We start from the raw sequence: 20,796 nt of genomic DNA on the forward strand, positions 1-20,796 counted from the left end.
GCCCGCCGCCGGCCCCGGGGGCCGGTCACGGACGGCCGGGGTGGTCAGTGGACGGCCCAGGTGAACTTGTCGCCGCCGATCCAGTGGACCACGTCCGGGTCGTCGAGGTCGTGGACGTGGATGCCGGCCGCCTGGGCGGCGTACAGGACATCGGTGATCGCGGTGGCCCTGCCGACCACCTCCCCGTCGATCTCCACGATGCGGAACGGCGGGTGGCCCGGTTGCACACCGAGCACCGTTATCCGCGGATGCCGCATGTACAGCGTCGAGTGTTCGGTCATACAAGAGAGCGTAGAGCGCATCGGTCGAGCGAGCACAAAGCGGACGTCTGCCGCCGGCCTCATCCGCCCAGCAGGTCGAGGACCGCCGCCTCCACGGCGCCCTGGGTAGCGGGCCGCCCGAAGGCCCCGTGCTCGCCCAGGCGGGTGAGCGCCGGCGCGATGGTCACCCCCTGCTCGAACAGCTCGAACACCTGCGGGTCGATGTAGGAGGCGCGGCACACGGCGGGCGTGTTGCCCAGGTAGCCGCTCACCTCGCGGACGGCACGGGTCATCTGGCGTTTCCGGGCCGTGGGCGTCTGCGGGCCCGCTTCCGCGGTGACCGCCACGGCGACCGCGGCCAGCACGGTGGCGTGCCAGGTACGGAAGTCCTTGGCGGTGATGTCGGTGCCGGACAGCCGCCGCAGCGCCTCGTTGAGGTCGTCGCCGTGCAGCTCGTGCCAGGCGCCCTTCTCCCAGTAGGCGAGGAGCCGCTGCCCCTCCCGCCGCCTGCGCCGCAGGGCCCGTACGACGCGGTGCGCCTCGTCGTCCACGAGGGCCCGGACCAGCTCGACACCGCCCTTGGCGGGATAGCTGAAGGCGATCTCGTCCCGCCGCACGGTGACGTGCTCGCGCAGCATCGTCGTCAGGCCGTACGTCTCACTGTTGCGCGTGTGCCGGTCGCTGCCGATGCGGAAGAAACCGAGGTCCAGCAGGCGCACGGCGCACGCCGTGACCCGCGCCCGGCTCAGGCCCCGCCCCGCGAGGTCCTCGTCGACCTGGGCGCGCAGCCCGGGCAGGGCGCGCGCCACCTTGCGCACGTGCTCGTGCTTGGCGCGCTCCTGCCGGGCCCGGAACTCCTCGTGGTACAGGTACTGGCGGCGTCCCGCGTCGTCGGTCCCGACGGCCTGCAGATGGCCGTTGGGCCAGGGGCAGATCCACACGTTCCGCCAGGCGGGCGGGATGGTCAGCGCGCGGATACGGGCCAGGTGTCCGGGGTCCTTGAGCGGCGCCCCGCCGACGTCTCGGTAACGGAAGCCGCGCCCGCAGCGCACGCGGGAGAAGCCGGGGCCGTCGCAGGAGCTGGTACGCAGTCGCACGGCGGGCCGCTCAGGGACGCCGCCACGCATCGCTCTCCAGGTGTGATCCCGCCTGTGGGCCCATCCGCAGCATGCCGCCGTCCGCGGCCCAGGAGGCGCCCGTGACGTACGAGGCGTCCCGGCTCGCGAGGAAGGCGATCACGGCCGCGATCTCGCGGGCGTCGCCGGGGCGGCCGAGCGGGACGCCCGGGCGGCGCTCGGTGCGCACGTCGGTGTCCTCCTGGCCGGTCATCGGGGTGGCGATCTCGCCGGGGGCGACCGCGTTGACGGTGATGCCGTGCTCGCCCAGTTCCAGCGCCATGACCTGGGTGAGCAGGCCGAGGCCGCCCTTGGCCGCGCAGTACGGGGCGGCGCCCACCCGGGGCTGGTGCTCGTGGACGGAGGTCACGTTGACGATACGGCCGCCGCCGCCCTGCCGGATCATGCGCCGCGCGGCCCGCTGCGAGCACAGGAACGGGCCGACGAGGTCGACGTCCAGGACCCGGCGCACGTCCTCCAGCTCCAGGTCCAGGAAGGGCGTGGCCGTGCCGGTGCCGGCGTTGTTGACGAGGACGTCGATGCGCCCCAGCCGCTCGCACAGCTCGTCGACCGTGTCCGCGGCGGCGGGCAGCCGGGTCAGGTCCAGCTGCGCGGCCTCGGCCCGTACTCCGTGGGCGCGCACCTCCTCGGCGGTCGCCTCGGCGCCCTCGCGGTCGGTGTGCCAGGTGATGCCGACGTCCATCCCCGCCTGCGCCAGACGGACCGCCGTGGCCCTGCCGATACCGGAGTCGGCTCCGGTGACGACGGCCACTTCCCTGTGCTCACGCGCGGACATCGGACCTCCTTCGACACACATGACGACATGCGCGTACGGGCGACTCGTGAACGAATCATTGACTAGTACAGACGTCGCATCGCAGTACCCGGGGGCGCCGGTCACAAACCGGGCGCCCCGTCGTGCGCCCGGGGTACGGCTGGGCAACCCTGGAGGAGGAGGTGGCCATGGATCCCGTCGAGGCACTGGACCGGATCGCGTTCCTGCTGGAGCGGTCCCAGGCGCCGACGTACCGCGTCCGGGCCTTCCGCACGGCCGCCGGGGTGCTGGGCGGCCTGCCCGCGGACGAGGTGGCGCGGCGGGCGGCCGACGGCACGCTCGAGTCGCTCAAGGGCGTCGGCCCGAGGACCGCCCAGGTCGTGCGCGAGGCGCTGGCCGGTGCGGTGCCGGGCTATCTGGCCACGCTGGAGGACGGGGCCGGCCGGCCGCTCGCGCGGGGTGGCGAAGAGCTGCGGGCGCTGCTGCGGGGCGACTGCCACCTGCACTCGGACTGGTCCGACGGCGGCAGCCCGATCGAGGAGATGGGCCGGACGGCGGCCGGGCTCGGCCACGAGTGGGCGGTCCTCACCGACCACTCGCCCCGGCTGACCGTGGCCCGCGGGCTGTCGGCGGACCGGCTGCGCGAGCAGCTCGACGTGGTGGCCGCGCTGAACGAACGGTGGGCCCCGTTCAGGCTGCTCACCGGCATCGAGTGCGACATCCTCGACGACGGCTCGCTGGACCAGGAACCCGAGCTGCTGGAGCGGCTCGACGTGGTCGTGGTGTCGGTGCACTCCAAGCTGCGCATGCCGGCCCGGCCCATGACCCGCCGCATGGTCGCGGCCGTCCGCGACCCCCACGCCGACGTGCTCGGGCACTGCACCGGGCGGCTGGTGACCGGACGCGGCCGGCCGGAGTCGGAGTTCGACGCGGAGGAGGTCTTCGCCGCCTGCGCCGCGTCCGGGACGGCCGTGGAGATCAACAGCCGTCCCGAACGGCTCGACCCGCCCCGGCGGCTGCTGCGCCGGGCGGTGGAGGCGGGCGTGCTGTTCGCGGTCGACACCGACGCGCACGCGCCCGGCCAGCTCGACTGGCAGATCCACGGCTGCGCGCGGGCGGAGGAGTGCGGGGTGCCCGCCGAGCGCGTCGTCACCACATGGCCGGCGGACCGCCTGCTGGCCTGGACCCGGGACCGTACACCCGCGTAGCCGGGGCCGGGCGGGACCGGAAGAGGAGAGGCGCACATGGGCAGGGCAGCCGTGTTCGACGTCGACGGCACCCTCGTCGACACCAATCACCTGCACGTGACGAGCTGGTGGGAGGCGTTCCGTCAGGCCGGCCACCGGGTGCCGATGCACGACATCCACCGGTCGGTCGGGCTCGCCGGGCCCGACCTGGTCGCCCGCCTGCTGGGCGACGGCCGGGACCGGGCGCAGGACGACGCGGTCGACGCCGCGCACAAGGCGCTGTACGGCACGTACTTCGACCGGCTGCCGCCGCTGCGCGACGCGGCGAGGCTGCTGCGGCGCCTCGACCACGACGGCTGGACCGTGGTGCTCGCCACCTCGGCCGGGGGCGCCGAACTGTCCGCGCTGCGCCGGGCGATCGACGCCGACGACGCCATCGCGGCCACCGCCTCCGCCGACGACGTGACGGCGGGCAAGCCCGCGCCCGAACCGGTCGAGCACGCCCTGGACGTCGTCGGGGTGCCCGCCGAGCGCGCGGTCTTCGTCGGTGACACGGTGTGGGACATGCGGGCGGGCAGCCGTGCCGGGGTGGCCTGCGTGGGGCTCCTGTCCGGCGGCATCCCGCGCGCCGACCTGGAGGAGGCGGGCGCCCGGGCGGTCTACCGGGACCCGGCGCACCTGCTGGCGGCACTGGCGGAGAGCCCGCTGGCCCGGGGCGCGTGACGGCCGCTCCCGCCCCTGCCCGCGGGAGCGGCCCTCCCCACCGGTCCCGGCAGTGGCGTTTCCCACACCGGCACCCGTGTGACGTACCGCACCGTGGGACACCCGCCTTCGCATGAGCACCTCCCTCCCCCAGTTCCTGCGCACCGAGGCCCATGCCCTGAACACCGTCGCCCGCAATGCGCTGCGCGGCACCGGCCGGGACCGCGATCTCCTCGTGCAGTCGCTGAAGGCGGCCGCCGCCGCGCTGATCGCCTGGGTCATCGCGGACGAGGTGCTCAACGACCCGATGGCGATGATGGCGCCGTGGGTGGCGGTCGTCCTGGTGCAGGCGACCGTCTACAGCTCGCTGCGGCAGGGGGCGCAGCAGTTCGCGGCGATCTGTGTGGGCGCGGTGATCGCCGCGGCCTCGCAGGCGCTCACCGGCGGGAACGTCGTGGGCGCCCTCGCGGTGTGCATGCCCGTGCTGATGCTGCTGAGCAACTGGCACCGCTTCGGCGACCAGGGCGTCTACGCCGCCACCACGGCGCTGTTCACGCTGACCATGGACCCGGTCACGCTGTCGGCGGTCGGCCACCGGCTGGGGCAGGCGGCGCTCGGCGCGGTGATCGGCATCGCCGTCAACGCGTTGGTCTTCCCCCCGATCCACCTGCGGGACGTACGGGAGAACATGGCGGCCCTCGCGCACCAGGCGGGAGACACCCTGCACACCGTGGCGGAGGGCCTGCGGGGCGAGTGGGACGCGTCGACCGTGGCGGAGTGGTCGAGCGCCGCCGGACGGCTGGAGCGCCGGCTCGACGGGCTGGTCTCGGCCCGCGGATGGAGCGAGGAGAGCCTGCGGCTGACCGCCAGCTGGCTGAGCAGGCTGCACCGCGTGCCGCTGGACGTGCCGCCCACCACGGAGGACGACCGCTGGAGCCGGGTGACCGGCCACGTCAGGGCGCTGACACGGGCGCTGGCCGTGGCAGCCGACGAGAACCGCACACCGGGCCCGCCCGACGTTCCGGCGCTGCACACGTACGCCCGTCTCCTGGAGCTGATCGGCGACTCCTGTCACGCGGAGGCCCGGCGCATCGAGCGGGGCGTGGACGGCGGGTCCGAGTGCCTGGACGACGAGGCGCTGGCCACCATGGACGAGCTGCACGAGGAACTGCAGGGCAGGCTGCGCGAGCAGGCCGGCCAGGGGGCCGCGCCGACCGCCGTGCTGGGCACGCTGCTGCTCCAGGCGGAGAACCTGTGGGCCGAGACGGTGCGCAGGCCGTGACGCGGATCACCGCGCCGCGCGGGCCGGAACCGGAACACCGGCCACGGGTTTCCCGTTGAACCGACCGTGGGTGCGGACGGGACGGTGTCCCCGGGCCTCACCATCAGCCCACAGGGACGATCGTCCGGCTGAAGCCCTGTGGAGCCCCTCGCCGCGAGGCGACCGCCGTCCGCGCCCACCACCTGCCGCCCCGGCCGCGATTCCCCCGTCCCGGCCGGGGCTTCTCCCTTTTCGGGGTCCCTCTCCCCACGGGTGTCAGGTCCTCCGCCGGGTCCCGGGGTCCTTGTCTTCGAGCCGGGTCCCGGGTCCTTGACTTCGAGCGCTCTTCGATCCGTAGCGTGCCGTGCATGACCACCACCGCACATCACGGGATCGGTTCGGGGTGCGGTGCGCGGAGCACCGCGGACGACGTCCCGCGGGGCGTCGACCTCACCGGGCGGCTCGCGCTCGTCACCGGCGGCCACTCGGGCATCGGCCTGGAGACCACGCGTGCGCTCACCCGGGCGGGCGCCCGGGTCGTGGTCCCCGCGCGACGGCCCGACGTGGCCCGGGAGGCGCTGCACGACGTCCCGGGCGCCGAGGTGGACGAGCTGGACCTCGGCGACCTGGACAGCGTCCGCGCCTTCGCCGAGCGCTTCCCGGCCTCGGGCCGCGCCCTCGACGTCGTGATCGGCAACGCCGGGATCATGGCCTGTCCCGAGACGCGGGTGGACCACGGATGGGAGGCCCGGTTCGCGACGAACCACCTGGGCCGCCACGCCCTCGTCAACCGGCTCCGGCCCGCGACCGAACCGGCGGCGCGTGTCGTCTCCGTCTCCTCCACCGGCCACCACCACTCCGGCATCCGCTGGGACGACCCGCACTGGACGCGCGACTACGACAGGTGGGCGGCGTACGGCCAGGCCAAGACGGCGAACGTGCTGTTTCGCCGTGCACCTCGACGCACTGGCCCGGGAGCGGGGCGTACGGGCCTTCGCGGTGCACCCCGGCGGCATCCTCACCCCGCTCCAGCGGCACCTCGGCACGGCGGGGATGGTGGAGCGCGGCTGGGTCGACGAGAACGGCTCGCCCGTCGATCCGGACGCCCTCAAGACGCCCGAGCAGGGTGCCGCCACCCAGGTCTGGGCCGCGACCTCGCCCGGGCTCGCCGGTCTGGGCGGCCCGTACTGCGAGGACTGCGACGTCGCCGAGCCGGCTCCCGCCGACGGCGCCCGCGGCGGCGTCCGCGACTACGCCGTCGATCCGGTGGACGCGGCCCGTCTGCGGGAGCTTTCCGCGGACCTCACCGGGGTGAACGCCTTCGCCGCGCGGAAATGACCTGTCGGGCCCCGCACGGGCGGACCTGCCTGGCCCCGCGCGCTTCCGGCCACCGGGCGGCGGGTCCTCCGGGCGGTGGCCGGAAGCTCCCGGTGCCGCCCCGTGCCTCCCCGTCCCGCCGCGTGCGACCGGCCGGGTACGGGGTACCCGGGCGCCCCCACCCGAGAGGAGCCAACGGTGAGCACTGAATCCGGCCGCAGGGTCGTCGTCACCGGCGCCACCGGCAATGTGGGCACCAGCCTCGTCCGTGCCCTCGCGGAGGACGCCCAGGTCGCGTCCGTACGGGGACTGGCCCGGCGCGTCCCCGACTGGTCCCCCGCCAAGACCGAGTGGTCGGCGGTGGACCTCGCCGCCGAGGACACCGACCTGGTACGGGAGTTCGAGGGCGCCGACGCCGTCGTGCACCTCGCCTGGGCCTTCCAGCCCACCCACGACCCGGCCGTGACCTGGCGCACCAACGTGCTCGGCAGCATCCGCGTCTTCGAGGCCGTGGCCGCCGCGAAGGTGCCGGCCCTCGTCCACGCCTCGTCGGTCGGCGCGTACTCGCCGGGCCCCAAGGACCGTCCGGTGGACGAGTCGTGGCCCACGCACGGCTGGCCCGGCGCCGCCTACACCCGGGAGAAGGCGTACCTGGAGCGCGCCCTGGACTCGTTCGAGCGCGCGCACACGGGGGTCCGCGTGGTGCGGATGCGGCCGGCGTTCCTGTTCAAGAGGGAGTCGGCGAGCGAGCAGCGGCGCATCTTCGGCGGCAAGTACCTGCCCGGTCCCCTGCTCCGCCCCGATCTGCTGCCGGTGCTGCCCGACATCCCGGGGCTGCGCATGCAGGCCCTGCACACGGACGACGCGGCCTACGCGTACCGGCTCGCCGTGCACGGTGAGGCGCACGGCGCGTTCAACCTCGCGGCCGAACCGCCGGTCGACGCGACCATGCTGAGCGAACTGCTCAAGACCCGTACGGTGCGGCTGCCCCGGGTGGCCGCGCGTTCGGCGATCGCCGCGGCCTGGGGGCTGCATCTGCTGCCCGCCTCGCCGCAGCTCTTCGACGCCGTGCTGCGGCTCCCGCTGATGGACTGCACGCGCGCCCACCAGGAGCTGGGCTGGCGGCCCGAGCGGACGGCGGTGCAGGTGCTGCAGGAGTTCCTGGACGGACTGCGGCACGGAGCGGGGGCGGACACGGAGCCGCTGCGCGGACGGAAGGTGGGCTGACCGGCGGCGGCCGGTGCGCGCACCACTCGGTGTGTCCGCACCGTTCGGTGTGCCCGCACCGTTCGGTGTGCCCGCACCGTTCGGTGTGCCCGCACCGTTCGGTGTGACGGAAGCCGCCGGTGGACGGGCCACCGGCGGCTTCCGTCGGCCGTGCCCGCGGGGTCCGGCACGCGACGGCATGGCGAAGATCAGGCGAAGGTCAGGCGGGGGACTCGTCCGGTACGGGGTGCTCGGTGTGGGGGCTGCCCGGCTGCGGGGCGCCCTGGCGGCCGGTGCCCGCCTCGTCGGTGTCGGGTACGTCCGTGCCGGTCCCGTCGGTCCCGGAGTCGGTTCCGGACCGGTTCCCGGTCTCGGTCCCGGACTCGTCGCCGGTGCGGGACTCGTCGGCGTCGGACGTGCCGGGGCCGGTGGCGCCGCTCCCCCGCCCGCCGCTCTCCGGGGCCTCCCCCGGGGCGCCGCCCTCCGAACCCGGGGTGACGACCTCCCACGGATCCTCGCCCTCACGGGTCTGCTGGTCCGGCATGTCCCGCGGGACCGGACTCCCGTTCGCGCCGGTCCCCTCCGGCCGGTACTCGGTCACAGCACGCTCCCTTCGTGTCACGGCGGGCGCCGGGTACCTCGGACGGGTCGGCCGAAACCACACCCACCGGTCCGCGGGCGGGGCCCTCCCGGCGCCGCCGTCCGGATGCGCCCACGGACGGACCGGCCGATCCTGGGGACATGCCTGACGAGCGCCCTGTGGTCGTCTCCCCGCCCTCGCCGACGGGCGGCCGACGCGTGCGCGCGGACGGCGAGATCCTCGGCCTGGCCTACGACGTGCGTGACCTCGTCGAGTTCCTGCGCCGCGCGGGCCTGGACCTCGACCCCGGCGAGGTGGCCGCCTCCCCCCTCATCGACTGGCGCGGCATCGGGCCGGAGTACTGGGGTCCGGAGACACACGCCTGATCCCGTCGTCGCACGTCAGATGGCGTCGCCGGAAGCGTCGAGCGGCTTGCTCAGGAACAGGGCGGTCTCGCCCTCGCTCGCCGTCCCCACGTAGAAGGTGGTGTCCAGGCCGCAGAGGACGAAGCCCATCCGCCGGTAGGCGCGGACGGCGGGAACGTTCACGTTCGACACCTCGAGCCAGGCCGTGCGCGCCCCGGACCGGCGCCCGTACGCACAGGCCCGCCGCATCAGGGCCGAGCCGACGCCGAGCCCGCGGTGCGTGGGCGCCACGGCGATCTCGTGGACGACCAGGCGGCCGTGCCACTCCTCCATCCCGGCGGCGACGAAGCCGCACACCTCCCCGTCGTCCACGGCGACCTCCAGGTGCGCGCCGTCGGGGAACCCGTCCTCCTCGTCGGGGAACCTCTTGACCAGCGGCGGGTCGACGGCGGTCGCCCGCAGCCCGAAGCCCCGGCCGTCATCGCCGACGACCACCTCGTAGACGGTGTCGGTGGTGAAGGAGTCGTCGACGGCCCCGATCCGGGCGACGTCCCCCGGTTCCGCCGGCCGGTAGACGATGCCTCGCCCTCCGCTCACGTCTCCTCCACCTCGGCCTCCGCTCACGTCTCCTCCACCTCGGTCTCCGCCGTCCCCTCCGCGTGCGTCCTCTCGTCCTCGCGGACGGCGGGGGCCCGAGCGGAGGGCGGCGGGCCCCAGGGGGCCTCGAGCGCGGCCCGCAGGGCGTCGGCGGCGGCACGGCCGATCCGTGCGGCCAGTTCCTCCTCCAGTCCTTCGAGGATGCGCTCGGCCCGCCGGTGCGCGCGGCGCCCCTCCTCGGTGCGCCGGATGAGGCGCTGCCGGGCGGAGGCCGGGTCCGGGACCTGTGCCAGGAGCCCGGCGGTGACCAGGCCGTGCACCGCCTGGTGCGCGGTCTGCCGGGTGACGCCCATGCGCCGGGCCAGGCCGGAGACCGTGGTGCCCGCCTCGTCGAGTACGGCGAAGAGCTGGATCTGGGTCGGGGACACCGGTGCCGCGCCGGCCGCCTCCAGGGCCGCGCGCAGCGCCTCGTCGAACCAGCGTTCGGCCTCACTGAGCAGCCGAGGGAGATTGCGTCGGTCGGTGTGCATGCGCTCCTCGCGACTGACAGGGGGACGCCGGGGCTCCGTCGCGCCCGGCGAGTTGCCCTCCGCGTCCAGCATATGTCAGGCTGCCTGACGCCTGAATGTCAGGCAGCCTGACACTGGCCGGACGCGCCTGCACCACCGACACCGCCATACCGGGGAGGAACCCGTGACCATCGAGTACGCCACCCGCCACCGCAGGGCCTCGCACATCCCGCCCGAGCCGGGCAAGCCCTACTTCGTCGAGAAGGGCGAAGGGGACCGCGCCCATCTCTTCGGCGACCTGTTCACCGTCTACGCCGGGGGCGAGCAGACGGAGAACACGTTCAACTTCTTCACCTGCGACGGCGCCAAGGGCGACATCATCCCGGCCCACCTGCACCCGGACACCTACGAGGTCTTCTACATCACCGAGGGCGCGGTCCGGCTGTTCGTGGAGGACCAGGAGGGCGGGCAGCACGAGAAACTCCTGTCCCCCGGCGACTTCGGGTTCGTGCCGAAGAACTGCCCGCACGCCTACCGCATCGAGCGCCACCACTCCCGGATCGTCGGTGTCGCGGCCGGCCCGGGCGGTACCTTCGAGCGGTTCTTCGAGAACCTCGGCACGCCCACCGAGGAGTTCGGCCTGCCGCGTGAGCCGTACGTGCCCGCACCGCACACGTTCGGCACCGTGCCCCAGGAGTACGACGTGCGCTTCATGCCCGACCACGTCTGGCGCACCGGTGAGTGAGCCCATGGACCTCGTCGACGTCCACGCCCGCTTCCCCACCGGCTCCTGCGTCCGGCAGGCCCGCGCCGCCGGGCACCTGATGCCGGACGGCGTCCCGCGGTGGCCCACGTGGTCGCCCGAGGAGCACCTCGACGTGATGGACCGCGCCGGCATCGGCACCGCGACGCTGTCGGTCTCCTCGCCCGGGGTGCACTTCGGCGACGACGCCGCCCGCGTCCTGCCCCGCCCCGCCCGCTGACCGGCGGAGACCGGCCGGTGAGGCCCCGCACGGGCCGTCAGCCCGACGAGCGTGACCCGTAGCCGCTGCCCGTGGCGCCGCCCGCCGCCCGGATCAGGGCCGCGGCCTCGTCGCGCAGGCGGCGGGTGACCGGGTCGTCGGGGAAGCCGCGGTCGCGGAGGTCGCCGGCGAGGCGCCGGAAGCTCCTGCCGACGAAACGCACGTGGCGGCCGGCCTCGGCCAGGCTGCCGTCCTCCGCGACCCGGCGTTCCTCGTCGGCCTGGCGCATGAGGGTCTCGATGCGGGTGCGGGTCCGGTCGAGGACGGGCCGCGGCAGGTTCGACCGCCCGAGCTGCCGCAGCATCCGCGCGCAGGCCTCGGTCGCCTCGTCGAGCAGCTGCACGTCCCGGTCGACCGTCACCCGCCGCCCGGACAGAAGGCTGTTCAGGGCGGGCCGGAAGCACGGGTGGACGTGGAACTCGTCCTCCCCCGGGCCCGGCGGCACCTGGATGCCGCCCGTGTAGACGACGGCGTCGCCGCGCCGCACCCCGAGGAAGCCCGTCCCGTACAGGACGTCGATCACCCCCTGCGCGGTCAGGGCACCGGTGTAGTCGGGGAACTCCCGGTGCAGCGCCCGCTTGCGGACCTCGAAGCGGCTCTCCAGGGTCTGCCGGGTGACGACGTAGCCGGTGTTCTCGAACATCGTGAACAGCGAGCGCAGGAACGGGTGGTTGACCAGGTACTCCCGGGCCAGGTCCTGCAGTTTCCAGCGGGAGAAGCGCTCGGTGGCGGCGAGCACGTCGTCCTCCGTGATGACGTGTCCGCCACGCTCGTGGGCCACGCTCCGGCAGGCGTTGAGGAACTGGATCGCGTCCCGCGGACGCGGCAGGGCGCGCCGGAAGAGGTACTCCGGGGTCGGCTCGCCCAGGACGCTCGGCGGGAACAGCCGTTCCCACAGTTCCTCCTCGGTGAGCTCGGCGCCGAGGGAGGCGCGGGCCCGGGCCAGGGCGACGTCCTTGAGGCCGTCGTGCGTCCAGTTGATGCGGATCTCGTCGCTGTGGTACTTGTCCCCGTCACCGAAGTCGAGGGTGTCGTAGATGTCGGCCCGCAGGAACAGGGCCGTCCGTACGGCGTTGCCGTAGCGGCCCGTCACGTGTTTGGCCGCCAGCAGCAGCCCGGCGACGAGCGCGTGGCTGTCCGCGTCCACGGTCCACACCTGTTCGAGCTGGTCGACGAGGAACAGCAGCGGCGGATGCCGGTCGGCGCAGTCCAGGGCGGCGAAGGCGGCGGCCACCCAGTCCTCCAGGACGTCCAGTTGGCGGCTGGCACCCGCGCCCTCGGAGGCGCCCACCCCGACGGCCGCCTCGACGACGCCGAACGCCTTGAGGGAGAGGGTGGCGGACTGCAGCCTGTTCGCCCCGCGGTGCACCCGGTCGTAGAGACGGGCGTCGTCGGACTCGCCGTTGGCGCGCAGGAAGGCGCGCAGGGCGCGCACGGGCGGTGGCAGGCGGCGGAGACGCCGGAAGCGGCGCCGGCCGTGCGCGGTCCGCGCGTGAGCGGTGAGGTGGCGCGCCGCGTGCACGGCGAAGACGTACCGCCAGATCAGGGACTTCGCGGTGTCGGCGCCGACCCCCTGGAGCTCGAAGCGCCGGATCTCGTCGCCGGCGGCGTCGTCCGGAGTGATCAGGACGGTGGCACCGGGATGGCCGCCCGGACTCGCCAGCCGTCGGCAGATCGCGCTCTTGCCCGCTCCCTTGCGGCCGATGATCAGGGACTTCCGCCCCGACAGCACCTCCTCGTAGGCGAGGTTGGGCCGGAAGACGGCGCCTCTCAGCAGACCGTCCCTGAGGTCGTTCTCCGCGTCGTCCCGCCCGAAGAACAACTGGCTGACCGGACCGACATCGCGCACCACGAGCCCCCCTGACCCCTGGCGATCCCCTACCGGAAGTTACCCAGGGTAGACCAGCCCGGGACGGGTCGCACGGGCCGCAGTAAATTCGGTGGTGCCGTTCCGGGGCACTTCCTACCCTGGCCGGGGACCTCACGGCCCGCGTTCCACCCACTCCTTGCCCGTACTGCTTGCCAGAAGGACTGTTTCTCATGAGGTCGCTCACCGAGCGGGACATCCGCGCCTCCTTCGTCAACTGTTCCAAGGGGGAGGCGAAGCGGCTGGCGGTCCCCCGCGACCTCGGCGAACGCCCCTGGGGCGACCTCGACTTCCTCGGCTGGCGCGACCCCGGCGCCCCCGACCGCAGTTACCTCGTCACCGAACGGGACGACGAACTCGTCGGCGTCACCCTGCGCTTCCCGTCCGTCAAGCGCGGCCTGCTGCACCGCAGCCTGTGCTCGCTCTGTCTGACGACCCATCCGGGCAGCGGGGTCTCCCTGATGACGGCCCGCAAGGCGGGCGCCGCCGGGCGCGAGGGCAACTCGGTCGGCCTGTACATGTGCACCGACCTCGCCTGCTCGCTGTACATACGCGGCAAGAAGACGCCCGAGTCCGGCGGCCGCTTCGAGGAGACGCTCACCCAGGACGAGCAGATCGCCCGCACGGTGGGCAATCTGTCCTCGTTCCTGGACAAGCTGTACGTCTGAGCCGGCTGCCGCGTCCGGCGGACGCCCCGCCCCGCTCCATCCGGTCCGGTCCGGTCCGGAGCTACCGTGCGCGCAGCCGCGCCGCCGATATCCCGTGCAGGTGGATCAGGACGTCATGGCTGCGGGCCAGTGCGATGTCCTGGTCGGGGAACGGGTATTCGGTGCCGATGCCGCGCGTCGGACGGGTCCGCTCCAGCCAGGCACGGGCGGGTGACGCCACGGTCCGCAGGTCGACCACGTAGTCGCGGTGGGCGACCCGGTCGAGAACGCGCTCGTTGGAACCGGCGGACGCCGGGCCGACCGTGAAGCGCCGCAGCCTCCCGTCGGGACCGGTGGCGTTGAACGAGCCGTGGTCGAAGGTGAACCCGACGCTGACGTACGCCGAGCCGTACCGGTCCCGCAGGAAGGCGCCCTGCATACGCGGATAGCGCTCCGGCTCGCCGGTCTCGTAGCCCACGTGGGCGTTGTGCGCCGACAACAGCACCTTGGTGCCCGTGTGCCGCTCCCACCAGGCCACGTTGTCCGCCATGATCCGGTCGCGGTAGCGCATCACGTCGGCGAGCTGTGCGGGATCCTCGAAGTCGGCGGCGTAGCCGCGGGCGGTCTGGTCGATCGCCGTCGCGTGCTGCACCGCCCAGTCGTACGCGTCGCGGTCGGCCCCGGGGACCCGCTGCCGCAGCAGCTTCAGCGCCTCGCCCGTCCGCGCCGCTGCCTCCTTCCGCTCGGCGAGCGGCCTGTTCATGTAACGCTCCATGTGCGCGCCCGTGGCCGCGGTGGGCCGCAGTCCGCGGTACAGCCCGGTGATGCGCGGCAGCAGCGCGGGGTGGGCGCGCGCCACGTAGCCGGTGACCCGGTCGTACAGCTCGGGTCCGGCCCAGCCGAAGTCGTCGCCCATGAACCGGACCGGGTCGCCCGGGTGGTCCCGGTTGTACGCGCGCATCCACTCGACGAGCCGCAGGTACTCCTCGGTGTTCCAGAGCCGGTAGTCGGCCTGGAACTCGTCCGACATGATGCGGCGCGGGTCGCCCTTCCCGTGCAGGACGTACTCGTCGAGCCGCAGACCGGTGCTCCAGCTGCCCTCCAGGGCGAAGGTGCGGAAGCCCTCGTGCTCGACGAGGTGGCGGAAGACCCGGTGTTTCATCGTGAAGAAGTCGTACGAACTGTGTGTGGCCTCACCGAGACCCACCACGCGGGCGTCGCCGGTCATGTCGCCGAGGGGACGCAGGTCACGCGTGTCGCCCCCGGGTTCGACGGTGCGCAGCGGGTGTGCGGCCCGGTCCAGGGACCTGACGACCCGGTCCCCGGCCGGCACCGCCCCGGACGAGGACGCGACTCCGGGCCCGGAGGGCACGGACGCGGAGACGGGCGGGGCCCCGGCGACGGCGGTGCCGAGGCCGAGACAGACGAGCAGGGCGAGGAAGGGTGCGGGACGGCGCCGGTTCATGCTGCAACCATCCCGGCCGGGGACAGGCCGGGGACATCCCGTCCGCCCCCGTCTTCGGGGTGGGGCCGGCACGCCTGACGCACGGGGGTTTTCCCCACCGGGCGGCCCGCCGGACGCGTCCGGCGGGCCGCCCCGTCCCCGGGCACCATCGGTCCCGCCCGTCCGTGTCTCTCCTCCCGTCCCGTGCGCACCGCTTAGGCTCGAAGGGAACGATCACGTTCTCGTGCTGCTCATGACACTGAGGGCGTATCGCGCGCGGTGGAAGGGGAACGAGCCCAGAAATGCAAGACGTACGTGACGTGTGGGGCATGCTGGCCGGACGGATCGCCAAGTGGCGGCAGAATCCCGATGTCGTGCAAGCGGTGCGCGCGACGGCGGCCGCGACGGTGGCGTACGTGGTCGCGGTGCGGCTCAGCCCCGAGGCCGCGCCCCTGACGGCGCCGCTGACCGCACTCCTGGTCGTCCAGGTCACCCTGTACGGCACGCTCACGATGACGATCTCCCGGGTGAACGCGGTGGTCACCGGCGTCCTCATCGCCATCGGCTTCAGTGTGCTGGTGGGGCTGAGCTGGTGGAGCCTGGGACTGATCATCCTGGTGGCGCTGGGCGTCGGCCATCTCGTGCGGGCCGGTGCCTTCCTCCTGGAGACCGCGATCTCCGCCATGCTCGTGCTCGGGGTCACCCAGGTCGGGGACACGGCGTGGGCCCGGGTGCTGGAGACCCTGATCGGCGCCCTGGTCGGACTCCTCTTCAACGTGCTGGTCACGCCTCCGGTCTGGATCGACGCGGCCGGCCAGTCCATCGAGAACCTCGCGCGCCGGATACGGCAGTTGATGCTGCGGGTCGGGGAGGAGGCCGCGGGCCGCATGCCCGTCGAGCACGCCGCCGCCCGGCTGCACGAGGCGCGCCGGCTCGACCACGAGATCGTCGAGGTGGACGCGGACCTCAAGCAGGCCGAGGACAGCCTGAAGCTCAATCCCCGGGTCCGGGAGGGCCTGCTGCACCGGATCGTGCTGCGCACCGGGCTGGACACGCTGGAGATCTGCACGGTGGTGCTGCGGGTGCTGGCCCGTACCTTCACCGACCTGGCGAAGGCCCGTTATCCGAAGCCGCTGTTCGAGCCCGAGACGGGCGAGGTCCTGGAGCGGTTGCTCGCCCAGATCGGCAACGCCGTGGTGAGCTTCGCGGTGCTGGTCACCACGGACGTCTCCCGCAGCGCCGAGTCCGCCGAGGCCCGGCTGACCGCCGAGCTCACCGAGGCCGCGGCGACCCGCGACAAGCTGGCCCTGCTGCTGGAGAAGGAGGCCCGGGAGGACCCGCACCTCTGGCAGCTCCGTGGTGCCGTCCTCACCGAGGTCAACCGCATCATCGACGAGCTGGACACCGAGCACCGCTCCCGCCGGCTGCTGGAGGAGCTCGACCGCGGCACCCGGGAGGCGCGCGAGCGCCGGCCGCGGCTGACCCGGCTGCGCGACCGGCTGCGCGAGGTCCGCCGGTCGTGGCGGAACCCGTCCGCCCTCGTCGGGCGCTCCAAGGACAAGAAAAAGAACAAGGAGAAGGACAAGGGAAAGGGACGGGAGCGGGAACGGTCGGAGGTCTGAGGTCCGACGAGGAGACGGTAGGGCGGTACGGCGGTACGGTCGGGCCCAGGCCGCTCGGCAGACGCAGAACGGCACCGCGAACAGCGAGGAGCGCACCCATGACCGGCGGCACCGTGCGGATCGACGGCAACTCACTGCGCCTGCCGGGCGGTGTGGCGGTGCGCTTCGTACGGACCCTGCGCCTGCCCGAGACGGGCACCCACCGGCTGCCGCCGGGCCTCGGCGACTTCCCCGTCCGCCGGGTCGAGGACCACCCGGACACGGTGCCCGGGCGGATGCGGGAGCGCGGCGGGGTGCTGCTTCCGGTGTACCTGCGCGAGGCCATGTGGCTGCACTTCGGGGGCACGACGGAACCGGCCGCCCTCCAGGTGGGCGTCGGCAAGGTGTGCGCCGTGTCCGGGAGGCCGTGGAGCGACCGGCTCGGCCGGGACCCGCAGAACTACGTGGTGCTGCCCCGCCAGCCGTGGCTCGACGGCATCAACTCCGGCGACGGCACGGTCCGTCAGTTCGTGGCGGTCCCGCTCGGCATGGGCGCCACGGTGGAGGGCCAGGTGACGGGCGAGGAGGTGTGGGGCGGCGTACAGCTGCAGTCGTTCCCGCTGCGGGAGGAGCGGCTCGCCGAGTGGCACCGGGCGCAGCGGGTCCTGGCGCGGGGCGCGCGCGGTACGCACTCGATGCTGCCGCAGGGCGGGTACGGTGCGGCTCCCCCGGCGCCGGGAGCCGCGTACCCGCCGGCCGCCTCCGCCGCGCCGGGTGGCGCCCCGGCCCGTGCGGGCGCGGCCCCGCGGGCGGCCGCCGCGATGGGCCTGGGCGTCGGCGGCTCGATGCGCCAGGAGGTGTACGAGGACGACCGGCCGCTCGGCGACTGGGCCGAGGAGCCGGCGGGCCGTGTCTTCGTGCACCTCGTCACGCCGCCCGAGTGGCGGCGCATCACCGGCGAGGCACCGCCGCCGTCGCCGGTCGACCGGGCGGCGTACACCCGGGCCGGGCTGCCCTGGTTCGACTACTACGACCAGGACGCCGACGACCTCGCGCCCACCGGCACGCTCGGTGCGGTGAAGCCGGTCGGGGACTGGCTCGGCGACGACCACGAGCCCTGGCAGGAGCCGTCGGAGCACCAGGTGAAGCCGCTCGGGGACGCGCCGGGCGAGCCGGTCGGCGACGGCGACTGGTGAACGGGACGGCGGGCGGGGGCGGGTGCCGCGCCACGGGCGACACCCGCCCCCGCCCTCTTTGCGCCGCGGGCGCCGCGCACGCCAGAGTGGATCACGGACGGGACGGCCCGGGCCGAGGACCCGAGCGATCCTTCGAGTGATCCGAGGTGCGCACATGACGAGTGACCGGACGAACGACCGGGCGGGTGACCGGGCGGGTGACCGGCACGGCTGGAGCAGGCGCCGGTTCGTCCGGGCGGCCTGGGCCGCCGCCGTCCCGGCGGTGGCGTCGGCGGCGGGCTGCGGCGACTCGTCCTCCTCCGCCGACGGCTCCGAGCGGTCGGCCGCCCCGGCGACGGACCGCTCGCCGTCCGCCGGGGAGGCGGCGCGGGAGAGCTCGCGCGACGCCTCGCCCACGCCGCTCCCCACCGGTCCCCGCCCGCTGTACATCGGCACGTACTCCTCGGCGGAGGGCGGCGGCGACGGCATCGGCGTGGCGACGTACGAACCGGGGACCGGCCGGATCGCCGACGGGGGCACCATCGGCGGGGTCGGCGATCCGTCCTATCTGGCGGTGCATCCGGACGGGCGGACGCTGTACGCCGCCGACGAGCGGGACGAGGGCGGTGTCACGGCCGTACGGCTCGCCGACCGCCGTGTCCTCGGCACCCGGAGCACCGGCGGGGCGGCCACCTGCCAGCTGTCCGTGCACCCGGGCGGGCGCTGGCTGCTGAGCGCCGACTACGGGTCCGGGAGCGTGGCCGTGCACCCGGTCGACCGGGACTCCGGCGCCCTCGGCGAGCGCACGGACCTCGTCACGCACGACAGCCCGGAGCCCGGCCCGGGCCAGGACGGGCCGCACGCCCACCAGATCGTCACCAGTCCCGACGGCGGGCACGTGCTCGCCGTCGACCTGGGCACGGACACCGTGTACACGTACCGTCTGGACACCGCGAAGGGCACCCTGACGGAGGTCTCACGGGCCTCGGCGCGGTCCGGTGCGGGACCGCGGCACCTCACGTTCCACCCCGGCGGCCGGCACGCCTACCTCGCGTGCGAACTCGACAACACGGTGGTGGTCTGCGGCTACGACCCGGACAGCGGGCGGCTGACGCCGGGTGATCCGCAGTCCACGGGGACGGGGTCCGGCACCAGCTACCCGGCGCAGGTCCTGGTGACGGCGAACGGGTCGTACGCCTTCCTCGCCAACCGCGGCCACGACAGCATCACCCGGTACGCCGTCGAGGACGGCGGGGCGCGGCTGAGGCTGCTGGACACGGTGCCGGCCGGCGGCCAGTTCCCGCGTCACCTCGCCTTCTCCCCCGACGAGCGGCTGCTGTTCGCCTCGTTGCAGCGGTCGGGCGCGGTCAGCGTGTTCCACGTGGACGCGGGCAGCGGTGAACTGCGCACCGCGGGACGGCCGTTCGCCTCACCCGTCGCCGTCTGTGCGCTGCCGCTGTAGGGCCCGGGGACGCGCGGCGGCGCCGGCCCGGGCGAGCAGGACGTGCATGCGCTCGGTGAGCTGCGCGAGGTCGTCGGCGGGCCGGTGGAACGGCAGCCGTACGTCGCCGTGGCCGCGCACCCGCTCGATCCTCAGGGTGAGTCCGTGCCGGTCGACGGCGAGGGGCTGGACGAGGACGGCACCGTGCAGGCTGCTCGCCTCGACGAGGCGGGTGAGGCGCTCGACGGCGTCGGGGTGCGCCGAGGCGAGATGGCTGAGCAGCTGGAACTCGGCCGTGGCGAGCCGGTCGGGCGTGGCCTCCGCGAACTCGTCGAGGTCGACGACGACCGTGCGGGACGGCTCGCGCAGCACCACTCTGGTGGGCCGGAACTCGAGCTTGCCGTCCTCGTTCCCGGGGTTCCCGGGGTTCCCGGGGTTCCCGGGGTTCCCGGGGTTCCCGGGGACGAACCAGCCGGCGAGCCAGAGCCGCGCGCGGATCCGGTTGCGCACGGGCACGGGCGCCACGTCCGCGAACTCCAGCACCGCGGAGGGCTCGCCGCGCGGCGCGCAGATCGCCGCCGCGACGAGCGCGCTCTCCTCCGGCACGGTCAGGAGCACCCGGCCGTCCCCGGTGACGGTGTGCGCGCCGACGAACTCCTCCCGGCCGCCCTCCGCGGTCACCGCGCAGGTCCATGCGGCGGCGAGCACCGAGCGGGCACGCTCCGCCGCGGACGGCGCCGCCGTCCAGGTGTGATGGTCACCCATCCCTAACCTCCCTTAGGTAAGCCTCACCTAACCTATCGGAGATCCGGGTGTACGCCAACCACCGATCGGTACACCGCGTTCGCTCTCGTCACGGGGCGCTGGGCCGAAGGGCCGTCGGCGGCGCCGGTCAGCCGGCCGCCGTCCAGTGGCCGGGACGGGTGACCGACGCGGGCAGCCGCGTACCGGCGCTCCCCCGGGCCGCGTTCACCTGGGGCTGGGTCAGGAAGAACGCACCCGTCAGATCGGCGCCCGAGAGGTCGGCGTCGCGCAGGTCGGCACCGATCAGGTCCGCGCCCCGCAGATCGGCGCCCCGCAGGTCGGCCGCGATGAGGTACGCGCCGCGCAGGCCGGCCTTCCGCAGATCGGCCCCCTTGAGGCGGGCGCCCATCAGGTCGGCGCCCCGGCGCTCCTTGCGGCGCCCGGCACCCGCCCGCATCAGCTCGCTGACCCGCAGCAGCACCTCGTCGACCCGCCGCCGGTGCGCGGGGACGTCCAGCTCCATGAGCCTCTCGGGGCTCTCCAGCGTCAGCTTCTCGGTCTCCGCGAACAGCCGGCGCGCCCGGTCGTGGACGGGACGGGCGGCCGTCAGGGTCAGCGCCTCGTCCAGGTACAGGAGCAGTTCCTGCAGCTGGCGCACGACGGGGAACACGTCGAACATCCGCCGGGCGTGCGCACCGGAACCCGACCGCCAGTCCGCACCCGCGAAGGTGACCTGGGAGACCTTCTGCCCGGCGCCGAAGCAGTCGTAGACCGTGCAGCCCGGGTAGCCCTCCTGCCGCAGCCGGACGTGGATGCCGCAGCGGAAGTCCGCCCGGAGATTGGCGCAGGGCTTCCCCGCCGCCTTGTCGGTCGCGAAGTCCGCCGAGGCGGCGAAGGGAAGCGCCACGCAGCACAGGCCGAAGCAGCGCGCGCAGTCGGCGCGCAGCTCCGAGGAGCGGTCGGCGGATGTCTGTTCCATAC

21 protein-coding genes and 1 pseudogene are annotated in these 20,796 nt (G+C 74.2%); 12 read left to right on the forward strand and 10 right to left on the reverse strand.

What is annotated here, in order from left to right; all coding sequences use genetic code 11:
* Positions 1 to 44: 44 nt before the first annotated feature.
* From IEZ04_RS15915 to IEZ04_RS15925, 3 genes are read right to left on the reverse strand one after another with little or no spacing between them, the layout of a single operon-like run.
* Positions 45 to 281 (reverse strand): hypothetical protein, encoded by a 237-nt coding sequence (locus IEZ04_RS15915; RefSeq protein WP_189217525.1) that lies wholly within the window; start codon positions 279 to 281, stop codon positions 45 to 47.
* Positions 282 to 340: 59 nt separating this feature from the next.
* The gene (locus IEZ04_RS15920; RefSeq protein WP_189217526.1) at positions 341 to 1,357 is read right to left on the reverse strand and encodes a DNA topoisomerase IB; all 1,017 of its coding nucleotides are present in this window, start codon (positions 1,355 to 1,357) and stop codon (positions 341 to 343) included.
* Positions 1,358 to 1,367: 10 nt separating this feature from the next.
* Positions 1,368 to 2,171, reverse strand: coding sequence for an SDR family oxidoreductase (locus IEZ04_RS15925; protein ID WP_189217527.1), 804 nt, complete (start codon positions 2,169 to 2,171; stop codon positions 1,368 to 1,370).
* A gap of 167 nt (positions 2,172 to 2,338) precedes the next feature.
* On the opposite strand from IEZ04_RS15925, the gene IEZ04_RS15930 reads away from it, so the two are divergent.
* The 5 genes and pseudogenes from IEZ04_RS15930 to IEZ04_RS15950 all read left to right on the forward strand — a co-directional run bounded on the left by IEZ04_RS15930 (position 2,339) and on the right by IEZ04_RS15950 (position 7,844).
* Positions 2,339 to 3,358 (forward strand): PHP domain-containing protein, encoded by a 1,020-nt coding sequence (locus IEZ04_RS15930; RefSeq protein WP_189217528.1) that lies wholly within the window; start codon positions 2,339 to 2,341, stop codon positions 3,356 to 3,358.
* Between the two features lie 36 nt (positions 3,359 to 3,394).
* Positions 3,395 to 4,060, forward strand: coding sequence for an HAD family hydrolase (locus IEZ04_RS15935; RefSeq protein ID WP_189217529.1), 666 nt, complete (start codon positions 3,395 to 3,397; stop codon positions 4,058 to 4,060).
* Between the two features lie 112 nt (positions 4,061 to 4,172).
* Positions 4,173 to 5,321 (forward strand): FUSC family protein, encoded by a 1,149-nt coding sequence (locus IEZ04_RS15940; RefSeq protein ID WP_189217530.1) that lies wholly within the window; start codon positions 4,173 to 4,175, stop codon positions 5,319 to 5,321.
* A gap of 347 nt (positions 5,322 to 5,668) precedes the next feature.
* A pseudogene (locus IEZ04_RS15945) lies at positions 5,669 to 6,638 on the forward strand (SDR family NAD(P)-dependent oxidoreductase).
* A gap of 177 nt (positions 6,639 to 6,815) precedes the next feature.
* Positions 6,816 to 7,844: an SDR family oxidoreductase gene (locus tag IEZ04_RS15950; protein ID WP_189217531.1), complete on the forward strand. Its 1,029-nt coding sequence runs from the start codon at positions 6,816 to 6,818 to the stop codon at positions 7,842 to 7,844.
* 199 nt (positions 7,845 to 8,043) lie between these two features.
* Here the strand turns inward: IEZ04_RS15950 and IEZ04_RS15955 are convergent, their stop codons facing one another.
* Positions 8,044 to 8,424: a hypothetical protein gene (locus tag IEZ04_RS15955; RefSeq protein ID WP_189217532.1), complete on the reverse strand. Its 381-nt coding sequence runs from the start codon at positions 8,422 to 8,424 to the stop codon at positions 8,044 to 8,046.
* Between the two features lie 140 nt (positions 8,425 to 8,564).
* Between IEZ04_RS15955 and IEZ04_RS15960 the strand changes: the two genes are divergently transcribed.
* Positions 8,565 to 8,789 (forward strand): hypothetical protein, encoded by a 225-nt coding sequence (locus IEZ04_RS15960; RefSeq protein WP_189217533.1) that lies wholly within the window; start codon positions 8,565 to 8,567, stop codon positions 8,787 to 8,789.
* A 15-nt stretch (positions 8,790 to 8,804) separates the two neighbouring features.
* Here the strand turns inward: IEZ04_RS15960 and IEZ04_RS15965 are convergent, their stop codons facing one another.
* Together IEZ04_RS15965 and IEZ04_RS15970 are read right to left on the reverse strand one after the other, a co-directional pair.
* Positions 8,805 to 9,365 carry a GNAT family N-acetyltransferase gene (locus IEZ04_RS15965; RefSeq protein ID WP_189217534.1) on the reverse strand — a complete coding sequence of 187 codons (561 nt, stop codon included), beginning with the start codon at positions 9,363 to 9,365 and terminating at the stop codon, positions 8,805 to 8,807.
* A 23-nt stretch (positions 9,366 to 9,388) separates the two neighbouring features.
* Complete coding sequence (locus IEZ04_RS15970; RefSeq protein WP_189217535.1) at positions 9,389 to 9,895, reverse strand: MarR family winged helix-turn-helix transcriptional regulator; 507 nt, start codon at positions 9,893 to 9,895, stop codon at positions 9,389 to 9,391.
* Between the two features lie 163 nt (positions 9,896 to 10,058).
* On the opposite strand from IEZ04_RS15970, the gene IEZ04_RS15975 reads away from it, so the two are divergent.
* Both IEZ04_RS15975 and IEZ04_RS15980 read left to right on the forward strand, forming a co-directional pair.
* Complete coding sequence (locus IEZ04_RS15975) at positions 10,059 to 10,619, forward strand: quercetin 2,3-dioxygenase (RefSeq protein ID WP_189217536.1); 561 nt, start codon at positions 10,059 to 10,061, stop codon at positions 10,617 to 10,619.
* 4 nt (positions 10,620 to 10,623) lie between these two features.
* Positions 10,624 to 10,857 carry a hypothetical protein gene (locus IEZ04_RS15980; protein ID WP_189217537.1) on the forward strand — a complete coding sequence of 78 codons (234 nt, stop codon included), beginning with the start codon at positions 10,624 to 10,626 and terminating at the stop codon, positions 10,855 to 10,857.
* Between the two features lie 37 nt (positions 10,858 to 10,894).
* On the opposite strand, the gene IEZ04_RS15985 is transcribed toward IEZ04_RS15980, so the two are convergent.
* Entirely contained in the window at positions 10,895 to 12,748 is a 1,854-nt protein-coding gene (locus IEZ04_RS15985) for a P-loop ATPase, Sll1717 family (RefSeq protein ID WP_229821059.1), read from the reverse strand.
* Positions 12,749 to 12,936: 188 nt separating this feature from the next.
* On the opposite strand from IEZ04_RS15985, the gene IEZ04_RS15990 reads away from it, so the two are divergent.
* On the forward strand, positions 12,937 to 13,431 hold the full coding sequence (locus IEZ04_RS15990) for an FBP domain-containing protein (RefSeq protein ID WP_189217538.1): 495 nt from the start codon (positions 12,937 to 12,939) through the stop codon (positions 13,429 to 13,431).
* Between the two features lie 61 nt (positions 13,432 to 13,492).
* Here the strand turns inward: IEZ04_RS15990 and IEZ04_RS15995 are convergent, their stop codons facing one another.
* A complete protein-coding gene (locus IEZ04_RS15995) occupies positions 13,493 to 14,875 on the reverse strand; it encodes an erythromycin esterase family protein (protein WP_189217539.1) in 1,383 nt (460 codons plus the stop codon).
* Between the two features lie 281 nt (positions 14,876 to 15,156).
* Here IEZ04_RS15995 and IEZ04_RS16000 point away from each other — a divergent pair, with 281 nt between their 5' ends.
* The 3 genes from IEZ04_RS16000 to IEZ04_RS16010 all read left to right on the forward strand — a co-directional run bounded on the left by IEZ04_RS16000 (position 15,157) and on the right by IEZ04_RS16010 (position 19,092).
* The gene (locus IEZ04_RS16000; RefSeq protein WP_189217540.1) at positions 15,157 to 16,476 is read left to right on the forward strand and encodes an FUSC family protein; all 1,320 of its coding nucleotides are present in this window, start codon (positions 15,157 to 15,159) and stop codon (positions 16,474 to 16,476) included.
* 98 nt (positions 16,477 to 16,574) lie between these two features.
* On the forward strand, positions 16,575 to 17,651 hold the full coding sequence (locus IEZ04_RS16005) for a hypothetical protein (protein WP_189217541.1): 1,077 nt from the start codon (positions 16,575 to 16,577) through the stop codon (positions 17,649 to 17,651).
* Between the two features lie 154 nt (positions 17,652 to 17,805).
* A complete protein-coding gene (locus tag IEZ04_RS16010) occupies positions 17,806 to 19,092 on the forward strand; it encodes a lactonase family protein (protein WP_189217542.1) in 1,287 nt (428 codons plus the stop codon).
* On the opposite strand, the gene IEZ04_RS16015 is transcribed toward IEZ04_RS16010, so the two are convergent.
* Complete coding sequence (locus IEZ04_RS16015; protein ID WP_189217543.1) at positions 19,060 to 19,836, reverse strand: DUF2470 domain-containing protein; 777 nt, start codon at positions 19,834 to 19,836, stop codon at positions 19,060 to 19,062. The genes IEZ04_RS16010 and IEZ04_RS16015 overlap by 33 nt on opposite strands.
* Before the next feature lie 127 nt (positions 19,837 to 19,963).
* On the reverse strand, positions 19,964 to 20,794 hold the full coding sequence (locus IEZ04_RS16020; protein ID WP_189217544.1) for a pentapeptide repeat-containing protein: 831 nt from the start codon (positions 20,792 to 20,794) through the stop codon (positions 19,964 to 19,966).
* Positions 20,795 to 20,796: the final 2 nt, after the last annotated feature.

The sequence above is a fragment of the Streptomyces ruber genome (assembly GCF_014648075.1).
Taxonomy (GTDB): domain Bacteria; phylum Actinomycetota; class Actinomycetes; order Streptomycetales; family Streptomycetaceae; genus Streptomyces; species Streptomyces ruber.